At 67.7% G+C, this 20,418-nt stretch carries 20 protein-coding genes and 1 pseudogene; 16 read left to right on the top strand and 5 right to left on the bottom strand.

The features are described from left to right. Positions 1–102 precede the first annotated feature (102 nt). From THITH_RS00630 to THITH_RS00615, 4 genes are all read right to left on the bottom strand, one after another. Complete coding sequence (locus THITH_RS00630; protein ID WP_006746458.1) at positions 103–708, bottom strand: response regulator transcription factor; 606 nt, start codon at positions 706–708, stop codon at positions 103–105. Positions 709–710: 2 nt separating this feature from the next. After that, the gene (locus tag THITH_RS00625) at positions 711–2,045 is read right to left on the bottom strand and encodes an HlyD family type I secretion periplasmic adaptor subunit (RefSeq protein WP_041483375.1); all 1,335 of its coding nucleotides are present in this window, start codon (positions 2,043–2,045) and stop codon (positions 711–713) included. 54 nt (positions 2,046–2,099) lie between these two features. After that, on the bottom strand, positions 2,100–4,256 hold the full coding sequence (locus tag THITH_RS00620; RefSeq protein WP_006746460.1) for a type I secretion system permease/ATPase: 2,157 nt from the start codon (positions 4,254–4,256) through the stop codon (positions 2,100–2,102). 238 nt (positions 4,257–4,494) lie between these two features. Continuing rightward, the gene (locus tag THITH_RS00615) at positions 4,495–5,016 is read right to left on the bottom strand and encodes a methyl-accepting chemotaxis protein (RefSeq protein WP_006746461.1); all 522 of its coding nucleotides are present in this window, start codon (positions 5,014–5,016) and stop codon (positions 4,495–4,497) included. A gap of 394 nt (positions 5,017–5,410) precedes the next feature. Between THITH_RS00615 and THITH_RS00610 the strand changes: the two genes are divergently transcribed. From THITH_RS00610 to mutM, 7 genes are all read left to right on the top strand, one after another. Continuing rightward, positions 5,411–5,854, top strand: a complete 444-nt coding sequence (locus tag THITH_RS00610; protein WP_006746462.1) for a small multi-drug export protein — start codon at positions 5,411–5,413, stop codon at positions 5,852–5,854. A gap of 317 nt (positions 5,855–6,171) precedes the next feature. After that, positions 6,172–8,013: a phosphoenolpyruvate carboxykinase (GTP) gene (locus tag THITH_RS00605; protein ID WP_006746463.1), complete on the top strand. Its 1,842-nt coding sequence runs from the start codon at positions 6,172–6,174 to the stop codon at positions 8,011–8,013. Between the two features lie 205 nt (positions 8,014–8,218). After that, complete coding sequence (gene rpmB, locus THITH_RS00600; RefSeq protein WP_006746464.1) at positions 8,219–8,455, top strand: 50S ribosomal protein L28; 237 nt, start codon at positions 8,219–8,221, stop codon at positions 8,453–8,455. A gap of 13 nt (positions 8,456–8,468) precedes the next feature. Continuing rightward, positions 8,469–8,636 carry a 50S ribosomal protein L33 gene (rpmG, locus tag THITH_RS00595; RefSeq protein WP_006746465.1) on the top strand — a complete coding sequence of 56 codons (168 nt, stop codon included), beginning with the start codon at positions 8,469–8,471 and terminating at the stop codon, positions 8,634–8,636. 187 nt (positions 8,637–8,823) lie between these two features. Further along, entirely contained in the window at positions 8,824–9,084 is a 261-nt protein-coding gene (locus THITH_RS18850) for a hypothetical protein (RefSeq protein WP_084222588.1), read from the top strand. 357 nt (positions 9,085–9,441) lie between these two features. Next, the gene (locus THITH_RS00590) at positions 9,442–10,404 is read left to right on the top strand and encodes a chorismate transformation enzyme, FkbO/Hyg5 family (protein ID WP_006746467.1); all 963 of its coding nucleotides are present in this window, start codon (positions 9,442–9,444) and stop codon (positions 10,402–10,404) included. Then, entirely contained in the window at positions 10,388–11,203 is an 816-nt protein-coding gene (gene mutM / locus THITH_RS00585; RefSeq protein WP_006746468.1) for a bifunctional DNA-formamidopyrimidine glycosylase/DNA-(apurinic or apyrimidinic site) lyase, read from the top strand. Before THITH_RS00590 ends, mutM begins: the two co-directional genes overlap by 17 nt. A gap of 66 nt (positions 11,204–11,269) precedes the next feature. Here the strand turns inward: mutM and hemG are convergent, their stop codons facing one another. Further along, positions 11,270–12,601: a protoporphyrinogen oxidase gene (gene hemG, locus THITH_RS00580; protein ID WP_006746469.1), complete on the bottom strand. Its 1,332-nt coding sequence runs from the start codon at positions 12,599–12,601 to the stop codon at positions 11,270–11,272. A gap of 202 nt (positions 12,602–12,803) precedes the next feature. Between hemG and THITH_RS00575 the strand changes: the two genes are divergently transcribed. The 9 genes and pseudogenes from THITH_RS00575 (at position 12,804) to THITH_RS00535 (ending at position 20,290) form a co-directional block, all read left to right on the top strand. Then, the gene (locus THITH_RS00575) at positions 12,804–13,337 is read left to right on the top strand and encodes a Na+/H+ antiporter subunit E (RefSeq protein WP_006746470.1); all 534 of its coding nucleotides are present in this window, start codon (positions 12,804–12,806) and stop codon (positions 13,335–13,337) included. Continuing rightward, on the top strand, positions 13,334–13,618 hold the full coding sequence (locus tag THITH_RS00570) for a monovalent cation/H+ antiporter complex subunit F (RefSeq protein WP_006746471.1): 285 nt from the start codon (positions 13,334–13,336) through the stop codon (positions 13,616–13,618). Before THITH_RS00575 ends, THITH_RS00570 begins: the two co-directional genes overlap by 4 nt. Beyond that, positions 13,615–13,932, top strand: a complete 318-nt coding sequence (gene mnhG, locus THITH_RS00565; RefSeq protein WP_006746472.1) for a monovalent cation/H(+) antiporter subunit G — start codon at positions 13,615–13,617, stop codon at positions 13,930–13,932. Before THITH_RS00570 ends, mnhG begins: the two co-directional genes overlap by 4 nt. Further along, positions 13,932–14,899: pseudogene (gene mbhE / locus THITH_RS00555) on the top strand (hydrogen gas-evolving membrane-bound hydrogenase subunit E). The gene mnhG and the pseudogene mbhE overlap by 1 nt, the downstream one beginning before the upstream one ends. Further along, positions 14,896–15,192 (top strand): Na+/H+ antiporter subunit C, encoded by a 297-nt coding sequence (locus tag THITH_RS00550; RefSeq protein ID WP_006746475.1) that lies wholly within the window; start codon positions 14,896–14,898, stop codon positions 15,190–15,192. The pseudogene mbhE and the gene THITH_RS00550 overlap by 4 nt, the downstream one beginning before the upstream one ends. Beyond that, complete coding sequence (locus THITH_RS00545; RefSeq protein WP_006746476.1) at positions 15,189–16,649, top strand: complex I subunit 5 family protein; 1,461 nt, start codon at positions 15,189–15,191, stop codon at positions 16,647–16,649. Before THITH_RS00550 ends, THITH_RS00545 begins: the two co-directional genes overlap by 4 nt. Continuing rightward, positions 16,649–18,145: a proton-conducting transporter transmembrane domain-containing protein gene (locus THITH_RS00540; RefSeq protein WP_006746477.1), complete on the top strand. Its 1,497-nt coding sequence runs from the start codon at positions 16,649–16,651 to the stop codon at positions 18,143–18,145. The genes THITH_RS00545 and THITH_RS00540 overlap by 1 nt, the downstream gene beginning before the upstream one ends. Before the next feature lie 92 nt (positions 18,146–18,237). Continuing rightward, positions 18,238–18,480, top strand: a complete 243-nt coding sequence (locus THITH_RS18845; RefSeq protein WP_006746478.1) for a hypothetical protein — start codon at positions 18,238–18,240, stop codon at positions 18,478–18,480. A gap of 70 nt (positions 18,481–18,550) precedes the next feature. Next, positions 18,551–20,290 (top strand): complex I subunit 5 family protein, encoded by a 1,740-nt coding sequence (locus tag THITH_RS00535; RefSeq protein ID WP_006746479.1) that lies wholly within the window; start codon positions 18,551–18,553, stop codon positions 20,288–20,290. The last annotated feature ends 128 nt before the right edge of the window (positions 20,291–20,418 follow it).

Genomic DNA, 20,418 nt, shown 5'->3' with positions numbered 1-20,418 from the left:
CAAGGATAGCCAGATGGCAAAGGGCAAACCAGATGAACCGAGGTACAGGGGGGCGACTCTGGCAGCGCCCGCCAACTCTCTTCGTTCAGCGACCGGCAAGGATTAACGCGCTGGAGCGCCGCGCGTAAGATAAAGCACCAGATGTACGCGGTCCCTGACGCCGAGCTTTTTGAAAATCGCGCCCAGGTGCATCTTCACGGTGCGCTCCGTCATCCCCAGCTGCTCCGCGATGTCCTTGTTGGACGCTCCTGTAGTAACCGCCAGCGCCACCTCCCGCTCCCTGGGGGTGAGGCGACCGAAGTCGGCCGGAGGGTAGGCAGGATCATCGGGGCGAGCAGCACGCACCGCACGGATCATGCGCGCCATCACCGCAGGGTTGACCCACAAGCCCCCACGGGCCACCGTGTTCGCGACTGCACGCAGAATCGACACGTTGGCCAGGCTGTGACAATAGCCATGGGCCCCGGCCTCGAACGCCGCCACGGCCTCATCGTCGTTGGGGCGCCGGGACTGCGCCACCACTCGGCCTTTCGCAGACTGCTCGCGCACGAGCTCGGACCAGCGCTCGAGTCCGGTGCTGATCCAGCAGACCTCGACCTTGCCCACGGGCGGGGAGGCAAACGGCGGCCGCTCGACCATGGACCCAGGAAACGCCTCGGCCCAACGTTCGGAGGGGTGCTCGTCCGGCGCAATTCTGAACACATGCATCGCTAACGCTCCGTGAATGCGACTTCGGTTGCACGTAGCACCGGCTTCAGCAGGTACTGCAACACCGTGCGTTTGCCCGTCAGAATATCGACTTCGGCGACCATACCCGTCATGATCGGCTGCTCATCGCCAAATCCAATCTCCTCGGTACGCACCCGCACCTTGTAGAAGGTATCCCCCTGCTCATCCACGATCGAATCGGGACTGATATGCTCAAGAGTAGCAGACAGTCCGCCGAAGATGGCGAAATCGTACGCAGTAAACCGAACCCTCGCCTCCAAACCGGGCCTCAGGAACGCGATGTCCCGCGGCGAAATCTTCGCTTCGATCAAGAGCTGATCGTCGAGCGGCACCACTTCCGCCACCTCCCGCCCAGGCGCAATCACCCCTCCACGAGTGGTGACGAACAGGCGTTGCACGACCCCTCGCATCGGTGAACGGACTTCCGCCAGGCGCACGCGGTCCTCGAGGGCGGTAGTGCCCTCAGCCAGCTCGGACAACCGGCCTAGCGTGTCGGCGAGCTCGTTACGCCATCGGTTCTTGAAGCTCAGTTCGACTTCCCGGATTCGGCTTTCGGATTCGCTGATCGCTGCCTGAAGCCTACCGATCTGCGCAATCGCCTGGTCGCGGTCGCCGCGGGCTCGCGCAACCTCGCGCCGCAGGCGCAGCACCTCGACCTCGGACACGGCACCACTGGCCACCAGCGGTTCGGTCACGGAAAGCTCCTGCGACGACAGCTCCAGCGAACGGATCGCCTGTATCCGGCGCGCCTGCGCTTCGTTCAGTTCCTCGCGGCGTTGCCGCAATTGGTCCTCGGCGATCGCGATCCGTGCATCGAGCTCCGCCTGGCTGGTTTCATACAGCCGCTGTTCTTGCTCGACCACCGCAGCCGGCACCCTCATCAGTTCGGGCGTGACCAGAAACTCCGTCCCGCCCACCAGCGCCGCCAGTCGTGCCGCACGTGCCTGCAGCGCACCCTCGCTCGCCCGGGTTTCGCCGAGATCGGCCAGGAAACGCGTGGGATCGACGCGCAGCAGCACCTCGCCCTCCTCGACGATTTGCCCTTCACGCACCAGAATCTCGGACACCACTCCGCCATCGAACGACTGAATCACCTGCAGCTGCGCCGATGGAATCACCCGCCCGGCTCCCCGGGCCACTTCGTCGATTTCCGCCACCGACGCCCAACCGACGAGCACCACCAGCGTAGCAACAAAGCCGTAGAGCAGTATCCGGGCTCGAATCGGCCGCTGCTGGATCAGCGCCCACTCGGCGTCGGAATTCCAGCCTGCCAGATCATTGCGAAGTCCGCGGGCGTTCATTCTAGACCGATTCATGGCCACACCCCGAAGGGAAAAGATCGGCATATAGGGGTTGCTCAAACATCGGCCTCATGTCCTGGCTTTCTTGATGCGCCCCTGCCGCAGCGCCTCCATTACCTGCTCCTTGGGTCCATCCGCAACGATTTGACCACGATCCATTACAATGATGCGGTCGACGAGTTCCAGAAGCGACGTGCGATGGGTAATCACCAGCGCCGTGCGGCCTTGCAGAAACTCGCGAAGCTGCGCCTTGATCGCCCTTTCGGTGGAATGATCCATCGCGCTGGTCGGCTCATCCAGAAGCAGGATCGACGGCTCGTGGATCACGGCTCGGGCAATTCCGACACTTTGCCGCTGGCCGCCCGACAGGCGGCTCCCGCGCTCGCCCACCTCCATGTCGACCCCTTGGGGATGACGGTTGATCAGGTCCTCCATGCCGCTGATCCGAATCGCGTTGAGAATCGCGTCGTCCTCGGCCAACGGGCTCCCCAGCACGATGTTGTCGCGCAGCGAACCATAGAACAGAGTCACATCCTGGGAGACGTGGCCCATGCCGCGGCGGAGTTCAGCGGGATCGAGCTGCCGAGTGTCGACGCCGTCGATCAGAATCGCGCCGTCCGTAGGCTGATACAGGCCAAGAATCAGCTTTGCAACGGTGGTCTTGCCGGAACCCACTCGCCCCAACACCGCCACGTGCTCCCCTGCGGCAATGCTGAACGAAACCTCGTCGAGCGCCGGCGTACCTTGGTTGGGGTAGACGAAGGATACGCCACGAAACTCGATGTCGCCCCGGATGCGCGGGCGGCTGAGGAACGCGGAGCCTGGGGGGCGCTCGACCTCCTGCGTCATCAGTCGGTTCAGCGATTGCAGCGCGGTGGAGGCCTGATGATAGTGAAGCATCAAGCCGGCGGTACGGCCGATGGGCGACATCGCCCGAATGGAGATCAGGTAGGCAGCGATCAGGCCACCGAAGCTGAGCGCTCCGTCCATGATCAAAAAGACCCCGCCGACAATGATCGCTACGCCGACCATCCGCTGGACCCACGAGGCACCGTTCGAGACACCGGACGAAAGCAAGCGGTTGCGCACATTGTGTTCGGCTAGATGCGCGGACGCCTTCTCCCACAGGGCCTGCACGCGGCCTTCCGCACCCAGTGTCTTGATCGTCTCCGCAGCGTTCAGGCTTTCGACCAGTGTCGAGTTACGCTGCGCTTTTACGCGATAGATGGTTTCCGCCAACCCGCGCAGTTTCCGGTGCACCACCAGCACCCAGACCAGCAGCACGAGCGCGCCAACCACCACCGGCACTGCCAGCGGCCAGGCGATCAACGCGATCACCGCAATAAACAGCAACACGAACGGGAGATCGACAAAGGCCAACACCGTCGCCGACGAGATGAAGCTGCGGACCGCTTCGAAGCTGTTCAGACGAGAAGCGAACGCCCCCACGGAGGCGGGGTAGTTCTCCATCCGCATTCCGAGCACGCGCTCCATGATCATCGCCGACAGTTTTACATCGGCACGTGCCGCCGCCTTGTCCACGAAATAGGCGCGCATCGTGCGCAGCAGAAGATCGGCGATCAGCACGATCAGCACGCCGGCGGCGAACATGAACAGCGTCTCGACGGCATGGTTCGGAACCACGCGATCGAATACGTTGCGAACGAACAGCGGCATCGCCAGGGCAAACAGGTTTACGAGGAACGCGGCCACCAGCACGTCCCGGTACAGGCCCCTGTTCTCGCGCATCACGCTCCAGAACCAGTGCCCCCGCGACTCCTTCGAAACCTCGGGGCTGCGCGCGTCGACGCGGAAGGTGGGTCGCGCGTAAATCGCCCAGCCCGTGTACGCCGCCTTGAGCTGAGGCCAGGGCAGATCGACGCGCGCGTCGCTCAGATCCGGGTAGACGACGGTCGCCACGCTACGGTCGTGGTTCCAGCCAACAAGAACACAGGCCTCGTCACCCTCGAGCAACAGCACTGCTGGCAGAAGCTCGTCGCGAAGTTGCCGGGGATCGCGCTGCACGACGCGACTGCTCAGCCCAGCGCGGCGGGCTGCGCGCTCAAACAGCGCGGGAGTCAGCCTGCCGTCGGCGGCAGGCAGCCCCGCCATCGCGGCTTCGCGCGTGAGCTGGATCCCGTGCGTCCTGGCGATCAGTACCAGGCTGCCGAGCAGAGAGTCCTGTGCTCGGCTGTCGCCTGATCCCCGAGCAAGCGCATCGTTCATGCTTGCCGGCGCCTCGGCGTCCGTTGCCGGACTGCTGGCTCGGGACCGGCTACGCGTGCGTTCTTCACTCTCTATATCTCCTGGGCTGCGGACCTGCGCCGACTGACGGGACCCGCGCTTCACACCATCACAAAGACAAGAATTCGGTCAAGCGGTCCTGGAAAGACTCGGCAACGGATGGGGAGCACGCGATTCGCCGGCCTTTCAGGGCCGGCGCGTAGGCGTCGGATATCGGCCATCACCGGAACGGCGACGGCATCAGCGTTTCGGGGCGCGTGAACTTGTTGATATCTACCGACATGCGGCCCATCGTACCGGTCATCTGCCCCATCGACTGGTTCATCTGCGACATCGAACGGTTCATCGTTCCGATATTCCCGGCCATCCCACGGATGTTCACCGCGAGGTCGTTCATGTTGTCGGCCATGCTGCGCACATCGCCCGCCATCAGCTCCATTCCGGACCGCACCCCGGTCAGATCCTGCGACATCCCCGCCTGACCCTCGACCATGCTGTCGGCCATCACCGCCATGCGCCCGCTCATGAACGTCATGTCGTCGGCCATCGCCGAGACGTCGAGGCCCATCTGCGTGACCGCCTGGGTCATCGTGCTCATGTCACGGCCCATGTTGAACATGAACAAACCCATGCCGGTGAAGGCCAGCGCAGCGACAATCAGGAGCACCCCGACACCCGCCTTGCGCGCTGCCGCGTTGGCGGCAGCAGGTTCCTGTGCCTCACCGGCATTGCTACTCGACATTCCGCCCTCTCCTCTGGTCACTCGCCCAACCCCCTGCAACGTCCGGTACGGACACCCCGCCTCGCACACCGGCGCCGGCGAACGACACGATCCCCGGAACCCCCGGGAGCCCGGGCCCAACACGCTGCCCGCACCAATCGTCCAGAGTGTAGTGCAGATCCGCAGTGGCCGGGACACAGCCCCCCCCCGGCGCAGCGACCGCAGCGGCGCATGCACACCCTCGCCCAGGCGCCTGCGGCAACCCGGGCGCCAGCTGGCGGATGACGGCCTTCGGCCTTTTCCGCCCTACGCCTCTTTCATCATCGGGGGTGGCTGCCCGCGCCATGACAGTTAGCACTGCAGGATCGGATCGGCGACACTGCCGCTCGCCCTCGCCCCTGGAATCCCGACGCCCGTGGACCTGATCTGGCAATACGCGCTGGTGTTTCTGGCCGCCGCGACCCCGTGGCTCGAGATCATGATCGTGATCCCGGTTGCGATCGGTGTCGGGCTCGCGCCTGTTCCGGTCACCGTGGTCAGTTTCATCGGCAATGCCCTGCCGGTGTTCGGGATCATCGCGCTGTTCCGGGCCTGGGAACGCCGACGGGGGCCACTACGCCGGCGCTGGAGCCCCCGGGCCCGCCGCATCTGGGAGCGCTACGGGCTCCCCGGAATCGCGCTGACCGGCCCGGTGGTCACCGGCATCCACCTCGCCGCGGTAATGGCGCTGGCACTCCAGGCCGACCGCCGGCGCACCGCCATCTGGATGACATTCAGTCTCGCGCTTTGGTCGGTCGCGACGGCCGCGCTCACGCTGCTCGGATTCGAGGGCTGGCGGTGGCTGTTCGGCAACGGGTGAGTTAGTCTCCCGAGTCCGCCCGCAAACCGCTGGCCTGCCGCTTGCATTCATCGTTCGGGGAAACCACCACGCGTGCTGTGCCCGCCGGTTCAGCCGGCCGTCCGTTCGCATCGGCGCACGGTCGCTGTGCACGCCGCACTCGAACGGAGCAGCCGCCGACCAACCAACCATCGCGCCCAAGAACATAGTCAGCGTCCGGGCACCCACCGACCCCGGCGGGCTCGCGGTGCGGGCGCATCGCACCGCCGGCCCGCAGCCCGGAGCCGCCGTTTCTGCTCTAGACAGCCGTTCCCGAACCAACCCTAGCGAGGCACGCCATGAACCGAGCGCACACGAAGAACCCCGAATTGCGGGCCTGGATCGACGAGATCGCGGCCCTATGCGAGCCCGACACGATCCACTGGTGCGACGGCTCCGATGAGGAGTACGACAACCTTACCAACGAACTCGTGCAGGCCGGCACGTTCCGGCGTCTGGATCCGGAAAAATGGCCCGGCTGCTTCGCCGCGCGCAGCGATCCCAGCGACGTTGCGCGGGTCGAGGACCGCACCTACGTCTGCAGCATCAGCAAGAAGGACGCCGGCCCGACCAACAACTGGGTCCACCCGCGGGAGATGAAAAAGACGCTCAAGGGCCTGTTCGAGGGCTGCATGCGCGGGCGCACGATGTACGTGATCCCGTTCAGCATGGGCCCGCTCGGCTCGCCGATCGCGCAGATCGGCGTCGAGTTGACCGACTCGCCCTACGTGGTCGTGAACATGCGCATCATGACGCGCATGGGCAGCGCGGTGCTCGACGTGCTCGGCGACGGCCCGTTCGTGAAATGCCTGCACAGCGTCGGCGCGCCGCTGGAACCCGGTCAGGCCGACGTCCCGTGGCCCTGCAACCCGGACACGAAATACATCGTGCATTACCCCGAGGAGCGCAGCATCGTCTCCTACGGCAGTGGCTATGGCGGCAACGCATTGCTGGGGAAAAAGTGCTTCGCGCTACGCATCGCGTCGACCATGGCCCGGAACGAGGGCTGGCTGGCCGAGCACATGCTGATCCTCGGCGCCGAATCGCCGGAAGGCCAGCGCACCTACATCGCCGCCGCCTTCCCCAGCGCCTGCGGCAAGACCAACCTCGCGATGCTGGTCCCGCCGAAGCCCTTCCTGGACGACGGCTGGAAGATCACCACCGTGGGCGACGATATCGCCTGGATCAAACCCGGGCCGGACGGACGGCTGCGCGCGATCAACCCGGAAGCCGGTTTCTTCGGCGTCGCGCCCGGCACCAACGAGCACACCAACCCGAACGCGATGGCGACGATCCGGCGCAACACCATCTTCACCAACGTCGCCCAGACCGAGGACGGCGACATCTGGTGGGAAGGGCTGAGCGACACCCCGCCTGCGGGCCTGATCGACTGGCACGGCGAACCCTGGGATCCGGCGAGCGGCCGGCCGGCCGCGCACCCGAACGCCCGCTTCACCGCCCCCGCGGCCCAATGCCCGTCGATCGATCCAGCCTGGGAGGATCCCGCCGGCGTTCCGATCCATGCGTTCATCTTCGGCGGGCGGCGCAGCACCACGGTGCCGCTGGTGCTGCAGGCGTTCAACTGGAATTTCGGCGTCTACATGGCCGCGACGATGGGTTCGGAAACCACCGCCGCCGCGTTCGGCGAGCAGGGCAAGGTTCGCCGCGACCCCTTCGCAATGCTGCCGTTCTGCGGCTACCACATGGCCGATTATTTCAACCACTGGCTGCAGATCGGCCGCGAACTCGCCCATCCACCGAAGATCTTCGGCGTGAACTGGTTCCGCCGCGACGAGCAGGGGCGCTTCCTGTGGCCCGGCTTCGGCGAGAACATGCGCGTGCTGAAGTGGGTGCTCGACCGGGTGCACGGCCACCGCCCGGCGGTCGAGAGCGCGCTCGGCCGAATGCCGCATTACGAGGATCTCGACTGGCGCGGGCTCGAGGGCTTTACCCGCGAGCAGTTCCACGCGCTGATGTCGATCGACCGCGACGACTGGAAACGGGAGGTGCACTCGCAGGACGAACTCTTCTCGGAACTCTACGACAAGCTCCCGAAGGAGTTCATCTTCATGCGCGAGCTGCTGCTCTCGAGCCTGTGGCGCTCGCCCCGGCACTGGGGCCTCGCCCCGGAACGCGACTGACCCCCCGCAAGCAGGGAGTCATCGAACCCCCTCCGTCATGAACGGTAGCGGGGTGGGAGCGTGCCAATGCTTCAGCCCAGCCATGGTGCGCTTGCCTTTTCCCCACGCCCGCGCCGGCCGGACGAACGGCTTGCGCAGCGCGGGCGCATCTGCTAACGTTCACCGCCTTTCGTCAAGGCCGAACCCTTTCCTGGAGTTTCCGATCATGGCCCGAGTCTGCCAGGTGACGGGCAAGCGCCCGATCACGGGGAACAATGTTTCCCACGCCCACAACAAGACCCGTCGGCGCTTTCTGCCGAATCTGCACACCCACCGCTTCTGGGTCGAAAGCGAGAACCGCTTTGTGCGTCTGCGCCTGAGCAGCAAGGGGATGCGCGTGATCGACAAGCGCGGCATCGACTCCGTGCTGGCCGAACTGCGCGCGCGCGGCGAAAAGGTCTGAGGAGGGCAACGACATGGCCAAAGGCGTACGTGACAAGATCCGGCTGATCTCCAGTGCCGGCACCGGACATTTCTACACCACGACCAAGAACAAGCGGAACATGCCAGAAAAGATGCAGATCAAGAAGTTCGATCCCGTCGTCCGCAAGCACGTGATGTACAAGGAAGGCAAGATCAAGTAAGCGGGGTTGGCAGCGGTCCTGCAGACAAGGCCCGGCTCAGTCCGGGCCTTGTCGTCTCCGCAGCACTCCGCGGCCGCGCCGCACAGGCCGACGCAGCTGGGCCCGCCACCGGGGTACGGGTGCATCGGGTGCTCGCCCCGAGCGAGCGGCCCGCGCCGGAACCGCGCACCCCCGCTGCCGGCATCCCCTGCCAGTTAGCGTGAAAGTCACGGCCTATCTCGTGTTTCGGGCGACCCGTAGGGCGGAAAAGCGCAGCGTCATCCGCCGTACGGCGTTCGCAGTGCCCAGGCGCCCGCGGCAATCCGGGCGCCAGCTGGCGGATGACGGCCTTCGGCCTTTTCCGCCCTACGCCTACGCCTCGCTCATCCTCGGGGTGGCCGCTGGCCATGACAGGCGTTCGGATCGCCCCCCGCATCTGCGCAAACCCCGGCGTGGGAATGGCGGATGACGGCCTTCGGCCGTTTCCGCCCTACGCCTCTTTCACCATCGCGGGTGGCCGCCCGCGCTGACAGTCAACCCCAGCGTTGCATGAACCGGCTTACCGCCATCGCGGACGCTGTAGGCAACAACTCTGGGCTACAGCATGGATCGGGGTGATAATTGCGGTCTTCGCCGACAGCCGCAAGGCTGACCCGATACACACCCAGGCCGCGCGAGAGGACATGCATTGGCGCTTCGGCCCACCGCAAGCCCGCTGGCCGGCGTAAACCAATTTGGCGCAACGATATGAACGACAGGCTTGCCTGGACAGGGATGAAACGCCCCCTGGCTTTCCCGCGCCGGCCGTGACTCCCGGGATTTAACCATGAAACTACCGTTGAGGAGCCGCCTGCTGGACACGGACGTCGCCGTTGCCGCCGAGGCCGCACAGAACGCCTGCCTGCACCTGCGCACCGACCATCCGCCCGGTGTCCTGCTTGCGAGCCACTGCCTGACGATCTCGCCAGGGCTGCATTCCCTCGCCGGGGACACCAGGATCGAGGAATGGAGCGCGCACGGTCCCGGCCGCGCAGCGCACACCGGCGCGATTCACCTGGTCGAACACGACCGGGTACTGTTCGCAGCCTGGCACCGGCCCGACGACCCGCTGGAGGCCAACACTCGGGACGCCTACCGGGACCTGTTCCGGGCGATCCGTGAGCGCGGCTTCCCGCACGCTGTCCGAATCTGGAATTTCTTCAGCCGGATCCACGGCGACGAACGCGGGCTGGAACGCTACCAGTCGTTCTGCATCGGCCGTGCGCGCTCGCTCGCGGAACTCGAGATCGCCGAAAAACACATGCCCGCGGCGACCGCGATCGGCACCGGCGCACCGGGCCTGTTCGTCTATCTGATCGCTGCGCGCGAACCCGGCGTGGCCGTGGAAAACCCGCGTCAGGTCAGCGCCTACCACTATCCCGAGCAATACAGCCCGGAGAGTCCGGCGTTCGCCCGCGCGACCCGGATCGAAACTGCCGACGGCCCGCAGCTATTGCTGTCCGGCACCGCAAGCATTACCGGCCACGAAAGCCGCCATGCCGGCGACTGCCCGGCCCAGGCCCGGGAGATTCTCGCGAACCTCGATGCGCTGCATGCCGCAGCCGGTTCCGACATCCCGCCCCCGGCCTGGCTGCGCGTGTACCTGCGGCGCCCGGAAGACCGGCCCGCGGTAGCACGCGTGCTTGCCGAACACTACCCGCGGCTCCCGCAGCTGCAATGGGTGCAGGGCGACGTCTGCCGTCGGGAATTGCTGGTCGAGATCGAAGGCGTCCATGCCCGAACTCCCTGAGGTCGAGACGACCCGCAGCGGCCTCGAACCCCACCTGCAGGGACGCCGGATCCAGCAACTGATCGTGCGGGAGCCGCGGTTGCGCTGGCCGGTGCCGCCAGACCTTGCGAAGCTGCTTTCGGGGGGGCAGGTGCGGAGGCTCGACCGGCGCGCGAAATACCTCCTGCTCGGAACCGACGGCCCCGGCGTGCTGCTGCACCTCGGCATGTCCGGAAGCCTGCGCCGCTGTGCGGCCGATACGCCGCTACGGCCGCACGACCACCTGATCTTCCGGCTTGACGATGGCTTCGAGGTCCGGCTGCACGACCCTCGCCGCTTCGGCTGCTGCCTGCCGCTACCGGATCCGCCGCAACACCACCCGCTTCTTGCGGGGCTGGGTCCGGAACCGCTCGGCGATGAGTTCGATGGCGACTACCTCCATTGCTTGAGCCGCGGGCGCCGCGCGCCGGTGAAAGCCTTCATCATGGACCAGCAGGTGGTCGTCGGCGTGGGCAACATCTACGCCAGCGAGGCATTGTTTCTCGCCGGCATCCGTCCGGGGCGGGCGGCAGGTCGGCTATCCCGAGCCCACTGCCGCGCGCTCGCCACCAGCATTCGCACCGTGCTCGCCGAGGCCATCGCAGAGGGCGGCACGACATTGCGGGATTTCGTGCGCGAGGACGGGACCCACGGCTACTTCCGGCAACGCCTGCGCGTGTACGGCCGCGAAGGCCTGCCCTGCGTTTCCTGCGGGACCCCGATCCGCAGCCGCCGCATCGGCAACCGCGCGAGCAGCTACTGCCCCACCTGCCAGCGCTGACTCGGCGCGATCCGCATCCCCCTCTCCCGCAGGCGGGAGAGGGTCGAAGCCTCGCTCGTGGGCCACCTATTCGGCAGCAGCGAGACGCTCGGCGAGTTCGCGGCCATTGCGTACGCAGTCGTTCATCGCGATCCCGCGGTAGGCGTTGCCGCCCAGATGCAGCCCGGGATAGCGGTCGAGCTGCTGGAACAGCGCGTCCACCGCCGCGATGTGGCCGATCCGGTAGGAGGGGATGCCGCGGGTCCAGCGCTGCACGAAGGTCACGTCCGGCTCACGGTCAACGCCCATCGTCAGGCGCAGCCCGTCCCGCGCGGTCGCGATCAGACCCGCGTCGTCCTGGTCCACCAGTTCCGGATTGCGCTGGCCGCCGATCATCACGCGCACGCTCTTGGCCCCGTCGGGGGCACGGTCCGGGAAGATGCTGCTGTCCCAGAGCACTCCAAGCACTGGCAGTCCCGCTCGGGTGGTCGTCAACAGGCCGAATCCGTCGAGCGGGTGGCCGAGCTCCTTCCAGCCGAAACCGACGACCGCCACCGGCGAATACTCGATCGCGGCGAGGCCGGCGGAAAGATCGGGATCCAGCCGCCGCAGAACCGCGGCAGCCACGTGCGACGGAGTGCTCACCACGACCTGGTCGAAGCCTTCCTCGAAGTCGCCGGCACGCACCCGATAGCCGGAGGTCGCGCGCACGACCTCGGTCACCGGCACGCCGAGGTGCCACTGCGCTGGAGTCTGCGACCGCAGGTGCTCGACGAACGTCCCGACCCCGCCCTTGAAGCTCATCAGGATTCCCCCGGGGCCGGCCTGCTTCTTGCGCCGCGCCAGCATGCCGCGGAACAGTCCACCGTGTTCCTGTTCGAGGCGCACGACCAGCGGGAAGGCCGCGTTGACCGAAACGCGATCCGGGGTGGTCGCGTAGATGCCGGCGGTCATCGCATCCAGGAACACGTCGGTGAAGCCCTTGCCCACGCGCCGATAGCCGAATTCCTGCAGGGTCTCCTCGCCGCCGCGGCGCCGGGGCGGCACGAAGATCTCGCCGGCCACGCGGAGCTTGGCGCCGAATCCGATCAGTTTCGAGCGCAGGAACAGCCCCGGGGATTCCGGCAGCCGGTGCAGCCGATCGGTGAAGATGTAGCGCTTGCGGGCCAGGTCGGAACTCGGCATCAGCAGATCCTGCGCCCCGGCGTCGCTGGCCAGTTGCATGCTGTCGGGCTTGTTGGTCAGAAAGCCGTTGCCGCCGGCCTCGAAGTGAAACCCGTCCAGCGTGACCGTGCGCATCGTTCCGCCCGGGATCGCTGCCGCATCGAACACATGGACCTCCCGGTCCGGCCGCTGCCGAAGGAGGTAGAAGGCCGTGGTCAGGCCGCTGATGCCGGCGCCGATGATCGCAGTACGCATGATGCACTCCTGGAGGGATGGGGTTCTCGACAGCGGAGACGATGGGACCGGTGTCCGGAGCATTATCCACAAGCGGCCCGGCGGCGGGCAGGTGGCCGGCACAAGGAAACGCCACGGCGGGCATGCCCGACGCCCCGGCCGGGCTGCACGGGGTTCGCTGTTGGTGGATAATGCGCGCGTACCCAGGGGACGATGGAGCGCAATGGCCGAGCACAGCCAAGGGGTGGGCCGCCTCAGCCGGATCAACGCCTTCCTGTTGCGCGTCGGCCTCCTGCTGGCGATCTGGTGGATCCTGACAGGCAGCGGCAGCGACTGGTGGTTCGGCGTCCCGCTGGCGCTCGCCGCCGCCGCTCTGAGCCTCTGGCTCACCCCGCCCGCGAGATACCGGATGCGGGTGCTGCGTTTCCCCGGTTTCGCGGCATTCTTCCTGTGGCAGTCGCTGCTTGCCGGCTGGGATGTCGCCCGCCGGACCCTGGACCCGAAGCTTCCGTTGCAGCCCGAGATCCTGCACTTGCCGCTGGCGCTGCCCGCGGGCGCACCGACCTGGTGGCTGATGCTCACCATCAGCCTGTTGCCTGGAACGCTCAGCGTGCGTCTGCATCAGCAGCGCGTGCTGGAGGTCCACTGTCTCGATTCCCGGCTCGATGTCGCCGGCAGCGTGCGCGAGACCGAATGCCAGATCGCGCGCCTGTACGGCCTCGGCTTGGACACACTGGAACGCCTGGATCCGCGATGACCTGGCTGCTGGAAACGGTTGCCATCCTGCTGCTGCTGACGCTGGTGCTGGGGCTGGTGCGCATCTGGCGCGGCCCGACGATCGCCGACCGCATGCTCGCCGCGCAGCTCTTCGGCACCACCGGCGTCGGACTGCTGCTGGTGCTCGCTGAACTGCAGGACGACCCTGCGCTGCGCGACGTCGCGCTGGTCCTGGCGCTGCTGGCCGTGATGGCCGTGCTGGCCTTCGTCGCCCGTGTCTGGCGCAAGGGCTCGGAACACGACCCGGAGGATCGGCGATGATCCTGGTCGAACTGCTGCGGGCGATCCTGCTGATCGCGGGCGTGGGTTTCTTCCTGGTCGGCACCGTCGGCATCCTGCGCTTTCCCGACGTCTACACGCGCGTGCATGCGCTCACGAAGGCCGACAACCTCGGCCTCGGCCTGATCGTGTTCGGGCTGCTGCTGGGCGCGGACTCGCTGCCGGTGGCACTCAAGCTGCTGCTGATCTGGGGCCTGGCGCTGGTCGCCAGCGCCACCGCCGGCTACCTTGTGGCGCGCGCGGCACGCCGGCGCGGCGTTCGGCCGTGGAAGGCACAACACCGGGAGGACGCCTGATGCCCTGGCTCGATCTGTTGCTCGGAATCACGCTGGTCGCCACCGCTGCGTTGTCGCTGACCGCGCGCGACCTGTTCCGCGGCGTGATCATGTTCATCGTGTTCGGGCTGCTGATGGCACTGGCCTGGGTGCGCCTGCAGGCGCCCGACATCGCGCTGGCCGAGGCCGCGATCGGCGCCGGCCTGACCGGGGTGCTGCTGCTCGATACGCTGGGCTATCTGCGCCGCCCGTTCGGCAGCCGCGCCGACCCGACGGACGAACGGTCGTGAGCCTGCGCGCGGGGCTGGCGGGGCTGCTGTGCCTCGGGGTCACGCTGGCCCTGGGCTGGGCAGTGCTCGAGCGCCCGCAGCCGGCCGAGAATCTCCCCGAACGCGTCGCCGGGGCAATGCCCGACAGCGGGGTCGAACATGCCGTCACCGCGGTGCTGCTGAACTTCCGCAGCTACGACACGCTGCTCGAGATCGCGGTGCTGCTGCTGGCGGTGGTCGTCGCCCTGGCGCTGCGCGAAGCGCAGCCGGACCGCCCCGAAGCGATGGGTCTGGAAAACCCGCTGCTGCGCGCGGTGATGGCCTGGCTGCTGCCGCTGATCCTGGTGGTCGCCGGCTTCCTGCTCTGGGCCGGCTCCTACCAGCCGGGAGGCGCGTTCCAGGCCGGCTCGGTGCTCGCCGCCGCCGGCGTGCTGCTGCGTCTGGCGGGCGTGACCACCGCCTGGCTGGACAACGCCGCGCTGATGCGCACCGGACTGGCGCTGGGGCTGCTCACCTTCCTGGGCATCGGCGTGCTGGTGATGGCCCCGGGCGTGCCGTTCCTAGCGTACCCGCCCGAATATGCGGGCACGCTGATCCTGACGATCGAACTCACGCTGACGCTGTCGATCGGCCTGACCCTGATCAGCCTGTTCCGGCTGACCCCGCCGTACGCCGACGACCCCGACGACGCGCGCAGCGACCGGGAGGCGCGACCGTGAGCGGAGCGCTGGCGTTCGCCTGGTCCGGTGTGCTGCTGTTCGGGCTCGGGCTGTTCGGCTTCATCATGCACCGGCACCTGCTGCGGCGGCTGCTGGCGTTCAACATCATGGGCAGCGGCAGCTTCCTGGTGCTGGTCGGCCTGGCCCAGGACGGCCGCGGCGTCGACCCGGTACCGCACGCGATGGTGATCACCGGCATCGTGGTCGCGGTCGCGTCGACCGCGCTGGCGCTGGTCGTGTTCCGGCGCTGGTACCGGGCCAGCGGGCGCACCGACCTGCCGGAGGACACGTGATCGGGCTGTGGTCCGTGCCGCTGCTGTTCGCGCTGCCGCTGGCGCTCGGCATCCTGACCGTGCTGGCGACACCGGCGTGGCGACCGCGGCTGTCGCTGGCCGGGCTGCCGCTGCTTGTGGTCGTGACCGGCGCAGTTTTCCTGGATCTCGTGTGGTCGGGTCCCGGGGTCTACCGGCTCGGCGACTGGCCTGCTCCGCTCGGGATCAACCTGAACCTCGACGGGCTCGCCGCGGGCATGGTCGTGATGACGACGCTGATCGCGGTCCTCTGCGCGGTTTATGCACGGTCCTACCTGCGCGACTATCCGGCCTCCGCAAGCTTCTTCTGGCCGCTGTTCTGGTTCCTGTGGGCCGGGATGAACGGCATCTGGCTGGCCGAGGACATCTTCAACCTCTACGTCGGGCTGGAGGTGATGGGACTCGCCGCGGTCGGGATGGTCGCGTTGCGGGCCACTCCGCAGGCACTCGCGGCCGCGATGCGCTACCTGCTCGCGGCACTGCTCGGTTCGCTGGCCTATCTGCTCGGCGTCGCGTTGCTCTACGGCGCCTACGGCACGCTTTCGATGGCCGGGCTGCAACAGGCGGCCGCCGACAATCCCACCACCCAGGTCGCGCTGGCGCTGATCATCCTCGGCCTGCTGCTGAAGACCGCGCTGTTTCCGCTACACGCCTGGCTGCCGCCCGCGCACGGGGGCGCGCTGACCCCGGTCAGTGCGCTGCTCTCGGCGCTGGTGGTCAAGGGCTCGTTCTACATCCTGCTACGCCTGTGGCTGGTGCTCGGACCCGAGGTCACGCCGCTGTTCACCGCCCAGCTGCTCGGGGTACTCGGCGCCGGCGCGGTGTTCTACGGCGGCTGGATGGCCTGGCGCCAGCACCAGCTCAAGCAACTCGTCGCCTACTCGACCGTGGCCCAGATCGGCTACCTGTTCCTGTTCTTCCCGCTGGTCACCGGCACCGGCCCCGAGGCGGCTCGGCTGGCCTGGGACGGCACCTTGATGATGCTGATCGCGCACGCGCTGGCCAAGGCCGCGCTGTTCCTCAGTGCCGGCAACCTGATCCTCGCAGTGGGCAGTGCGCAGATCGGCCACCTGGTCGGGATCAGCCGCTTCCGGCCGCTGTCGCTGTTCAGCTTCGGGCTGGCCGGCGTCAGCCTGATGGGCCTGCCGCCCAGCGGCGGCTTCACCGGCAAGTGGCTGCTGCTGCACAGCGCGATCCTCAGCGGCCAGTGGTGGTGGCTGATCGTGCTGTTCCTCGGTGGACTGCTGAGCGCGGCCTACATCTTCAAGGTGTTCCGCATGTCGTTCCGTGAAGGGCCGCAGATCGACCGCTCGGTCCCGCCGCCGCTGACGATGGACGTCGCCGCGATGATCCTGGCGGCCAGCGCGATCCTGATCGGTCTGACCGCGCATCTGCCGCTGCACTGGCTGCGGGCCGGCGCACTGCTGGGTACCGGCTGATGGACTGGAACGCGCTGATCCTGTTCGGGGTGCTCGCGACGTCGCTGGTGGCGTCGGCGGTGATCTTCCTGCTCGCCGAGTGGCGGCACACGCTGCGCAGCGTGTTCAACCTCGCCGCCGCGGTGCTGAAACTGCTGCTGGTCGTCTGGATCATCTGGGGCGTCTACCAGAACATCGAATACGAACTGCGGTTCACGATCATCGACGGCGTCGACTTCATCCTGCGCGCCGACGCGCTGGGGATGATGTTCGTCGGCCTGTCGTCGCTGCTGTGGCTGTTCACCACCATCTACGCGATCGGCTATCTCGAGGATGCCCCGAACCGCAGCCGCTTCTTCGGCTTCTTCAGCCTCTGCGTGGCCAGCACCGTCGGCATCGCGCTGGCCGGCAACCTGTTCACCTTCCTGCTGTTCTACGAACTGCTGACGCTGTCGACCTACCCGCTGGTGGTCCACCGGGGCACGCGCGAATCGCTGCGCGCCGGGCAGATCTACCTGTACTACACGCTCGGTGGCGGCGCACTGCTGCTGTTCGGGGTCGTGGCATTGCACGTGCTCGTCGGCGACACCGAGTTCGTGCCCGGAGGCGTGCTGTCCGGGCTGGATCCGTCGCTGCACCCGCTGCTGATCGGCATCTTTCTGATGATGGTGATCGGCCTGGGCGTGAAAGCGGCATTGGTCCCGTTGCACGCCTGGCTGCCGATGGCAATGGTCGCGCCAGCCCCGGTCAGCGCGCTGCTGCATGCGGTTGCGGTGGTCAAGGCGGGCGCCTTCGGCATCGCGCGGGTGGTCTACGACGTCTACGGAATCGAGTTCGCGTTCTCGCTCGGACTGCTCGGGCCACTCGCGGTGGCCGCGGCGATCACGATCCTGTACGGCTCGTTCCGAGCGCTGGCGCAGGACGACCTGAAGAAGCGGCTGGCGTTTTCGACGGTCAGCCAGGTGTCGTACATCGTGCTCGGCATCACGCTGTTCGGGCCGGTGGGCACGCTCGGCGGACTGGTGCATCTGCTGCACCAGGGCCTGATGAAGATCACATTGTTCTTCTGCGCCGGGAATTACGCCGAAACGCTGGGCGTGCACAAGATCAGCGAGCTCGACGGCGCCGGCCAGCGGATGCCGGCGACCAGCGTCGCGTTCACACTCGGCGCCTTCGGCATGATCGGCATCCCGCCGATGGCGGGCTTCATCAGCAAGTGGTACCTGGGCATGGGCGCGCTGCAGGCGAACATGAACTGGGTGCTCGCGGTGCTGATCCTGAGCAGCCTGCTGAACGCGGCCTACTTCCTGCCGATCCTGTACCGCATCTGGTTCCGCACGCGTGACAAGCCGTGGTGCGAGGAGAAGGCGCTCGGGCGCCACGAGACGACGCTCTGGCTGCTGATCCCGACGCTCGCGACCGCGGGCTTCGCGCTGATCGCTGGGCTATTCGCGGGAATGCCGTTCAGCCCGCTGTACTGGGCCGACCTGATCGTCAGCCGCGAGTACCTGCAATGAACGCTCCCCGGGCCGGCCTGTTCCCGAAGCTCGCGCCGGCGCCCTTCGCCGCGAGGCCGACACGATGCCGCTGGCTGCGCCGGAGCATCGCCATGAGACTGTGCGTGAAAGTCACGGCCTGTCTCGTGCCCCGGGCGACCCGTAGGGCGGAAGAGCGCAGCGTCATCCGCCGCTCGGCGTTCGCGCCTCCCCGGCGCCTGCGGCAACCCCGGCGCCGGCTGGCGGATGACGGCCTTCGGCCTCTTCCGCCCTACGCATGTTTCATGGTCGGGGTTGGCCGCCCCCGCGCCGTGACGGTTCGCCCCGAGCCCGGCCGACCCGAGGGCTGGGAATGATCGCCACGTTGATGCCAGCGTGCGTCCCGGCTAAACGGGCGAAATCCACCGCACACCGGAAACCCCCGCTGTGAGCGCGTCACTCAACGCAGCGTTGCTGGTCCTGGCCCCTGGGGTGCCGCTGCTGCTGGGGGTGCTATGGAGCATCCCGCGCCTGCGCGCAGGCATCGGCCGGCTCACGCCCTGGGCGCCGCTTCCCGCATTGCTGCTGGCGCTGGTCGGGCGCCCGGGTGACACCGTCGAACTGAGCTGGCTGCTGTTCGGCGGCTTCGTCGGGCTGACGCCGACCTCGCAGGTGTTCCTGTTCTTCACCGCGCTGATCTGGCTTGCCGCCGGGATCCATGGCCGCAGGCACCTGGAGCAGGACAGCCATTGCGAGCGCTTCTGCGTGTTCTGGCTGTTCACGCTGGCCGGGAACATCGCCCTGATCGTCGCGCTCGACGTCGCGCTGTTCTACACCGGCTTCGCGCTGATGACCTTCGCCGCCTACGGGTTGATCGTGCACGACGGCAGTGAGCGCGCGCGCCGCGCCGGGCGCGTCTACCTGGTGCTGGCCGTGCTCGGCGAGGCGCTGATCCTGGCCGGCCTGATCCTGGCCGCCCGCGCGACCGCGGCACCGCTGCTGCCGATGCTGGGCGAACTGCCCCAGGCAATCGCCGGCGCCCCCGAACGCAACCTGATCATCGCCTGCCTCTGGCTCGGTTTCGGTGTGAAGGCCGGACTGCCGCTACTGCACTTCAGCCTGCCGCTGGCCTACGGCGCTGCGCCGGTACCGGTGGCGGCGGCGCTGGCCGGCGCGATGATCAAGGCGGGGCTGCTCGGCTGGCTGGTCACCTTGCCGCTGGGAGCCGATCTGTTTCCCGGCTGGGGCGAGGCGATGATGCTGACCGGCCTGTTCGCCGCGTTCTTCGGCGCACTGGTCGGGGTCCACCAGAAACAGCCGCGGATCGTTCTCGCCTATTCCAGCATCAGCCAGATGGGCCTGATCTCGATCGCGATCGGCGCCTGGATGAGCTTCCCGGACCTGGGGCCGCTGCTGGCGACCGCAATCACGATCTACGCATTTCACCACGCGCTGGCCAAGGCCGCGCTGTTCCTGGGCACCGACGTGGTGCGCCATCGCACCCGGCGGCCCGGGCCCTGGCTGTGGATCGGTCTGGGCATCCCGGCGCTGGCGCTCGTTGGCGTGCTGCCCAGCGGCCTGATCGCGAAAGGCAGCCTGAAGGACGCACTCGCGGCAGCCGAAACGGCGCCGGACGCCTGGCAGCACCTGCCGCTGCTGCTGGCGCTGGCCGCAGTCGGCACCACCGCGCTGATGGCGCGCCACCTGTGGCGGTTACGACTCGACGCCGGCCGGTACGATGCGCCACCAGGCGCTTGGCATGGCTGGGCGCTGGTTACCGCCGCCAGCCTGTTCGGCGTCCTGGTGCTGCCGCTGTGGGGTGTGCACGGCTCCTGGCCGTTCGCTGTAAAGGATCTGCTCGGCATCGCGTGGCCGGTCGCGGCAGGCGGGGTGCTCGCGGTCATCGCCTGGCGGCTGCTCCGGCCCTGGCCGATTCCTCCGGCCGACGTGCTGGCGCTGCTGACGCCGCTGCCCGGGCTCGCGGTGCGCGCGGGGCGCGCAGTCGGCGTGACCGGCCCCGCGATCCAGCGCCTGCTGCGCCACCTGCAGGCGGTCGTACTCGCGGGCTACCAGCGCGCCGACCACCGCGTCGGCCGGTTCACCGAGCACCTCTGGCGCCGCGACGCCTCGCTGCTGTTTGCGCTGCTGCTCGCCGTCCTCGCCCTCGCTGCGCTTCACCTTTCATAGCGTCAAAGGCCCGCAGGTTGTGCCGCGAGGCACAACCATTCCCCGGCGCCGACTCACCCTCGGCACCCGCGATCGAGCGCGTTGTGCCTGCCGGCACAACCTGCCGAACTCGCGTAGGGCGGAAAAGG

The sequence above is a fragment of the Thioalkalivibrio paradoxus ARh 1 genome, assembly GCF_000227685.2.
In the GTDB taxonomy this organism is placed as follows: Bacteria; Pseudomonadota; Gammaproteobacteria; order Ectothiorhodospirales; family Ectothiorhodospiraceae; genus Thioalkalivibrio; species Thioalkalivibrio paradoxus.
Note: the sequence above shows the minus strand (reverse complement) of the source record. Positions and strands in the feature narration are given on the sequence as shown.

Bases quoted from the DNA above. Each gene is read 5' to 3' on its own strand.
- THITH_RS00630 (WP_006746458.1), bottom strand. From the start codon at position 708: ATGCATGTGTTCAGAATTGCGCCGGACGAGCACCCCTCCGAACGTTGG.
- THITH_RS00625 (WP_041483375.1), bottom strand. From the start codon at position 2,045: ATGAATCGGTCTAGAATGAACGCCCGCGGACTTCGCAATGATCTGGCA.
- THITH_RS00620 (WP_006746460.1), bottom strand. From the start codon at position 4,256: ATGAACGATGCGCTTGCTCGGGGATCAGGCGACAGCCGAGCACAGGAC.
- THITH_RS00615 (WP_006746461.1), bottom strand. From the start codon at position 5,016: ATGTCGAGTAGCAATGCCGGTGAGGCACAGGAACCTGCTGCCGCCAAC.
- THITH_RS00605 (WP_006746463.1), top strand. From the start codon at position 6,172: ATGAACCGAGCGCACACGAAGAACCCCGAATTGCGGGCCTGGATCGAC.
- rpmB (WP_006746464.1), top strand. From the start codon at position 8,219: ATGGCCCGAGTCTGCCAGGTGACGGGCAAGCGCCCGATCACGGGGAAC.
- rpmG (WP_006746465.1), top strand. From the start codon at position 8,469: ATGGCCAAAGGCGTACGTGACAAGATCCGGCTGATCTCCAGTGCCGGC.
- THITH_RS00590 (WP_006746467.1), top strand. From the start codon at position 9,442: ATGAAACTACCGTTGAGGAGCCGCCTGCTGGACACGGACGTCGCCGTT.
- mutM (WP_006746468.1), top strand. From the start codon at position 10,388: ATGCCCGAACTCCCTGAGGTCGAGACGACCCGCAGCGGCCTCGAACCC.
- hemG (WP_006746469.1), bottom strand. From the start codon at position 12,601: ATGCGTACTGCGATCATCGGCGCCGGCATCAGCGGCCTGACCACGGCC.
- THITH_RS00575 (WP_006746470.1), top strand. From the start codon at position 12,804: ATGGCCGAGCACAGCCAAGGGGTGGGCCGCCTCAGCCGGATCAACGCC.
- THITH_RS00570 (WP_006746471.1), top strand. From the start codon at position 13,334: ATGACCTGGCTGCTGGAAACGGTTGCCATCCTGCTGCTGCTGACGCTG.
- mnhG (WP_006746472.1), top strand. From the start codon at position 13,615: ATGATCCTGGTCGAACTGCTGCGGGCGATCCTGCTGATCGCGGGCGTG.
- THITH_RS00540 (WP_006746477.1), top strand. From the start codon at position 16,649: ATGGACTGGAACGCGCTGATCCTGTTCGGGGTGCTCGCGACGTCGCTG.
- THITH_RS18845 (WP_006746478.1), top strand. From the start codon at position 18,238: ATGAGACTGTGCGTGAAAGTCACGGCCTGTCTCGTGCCCCGGGCGACC.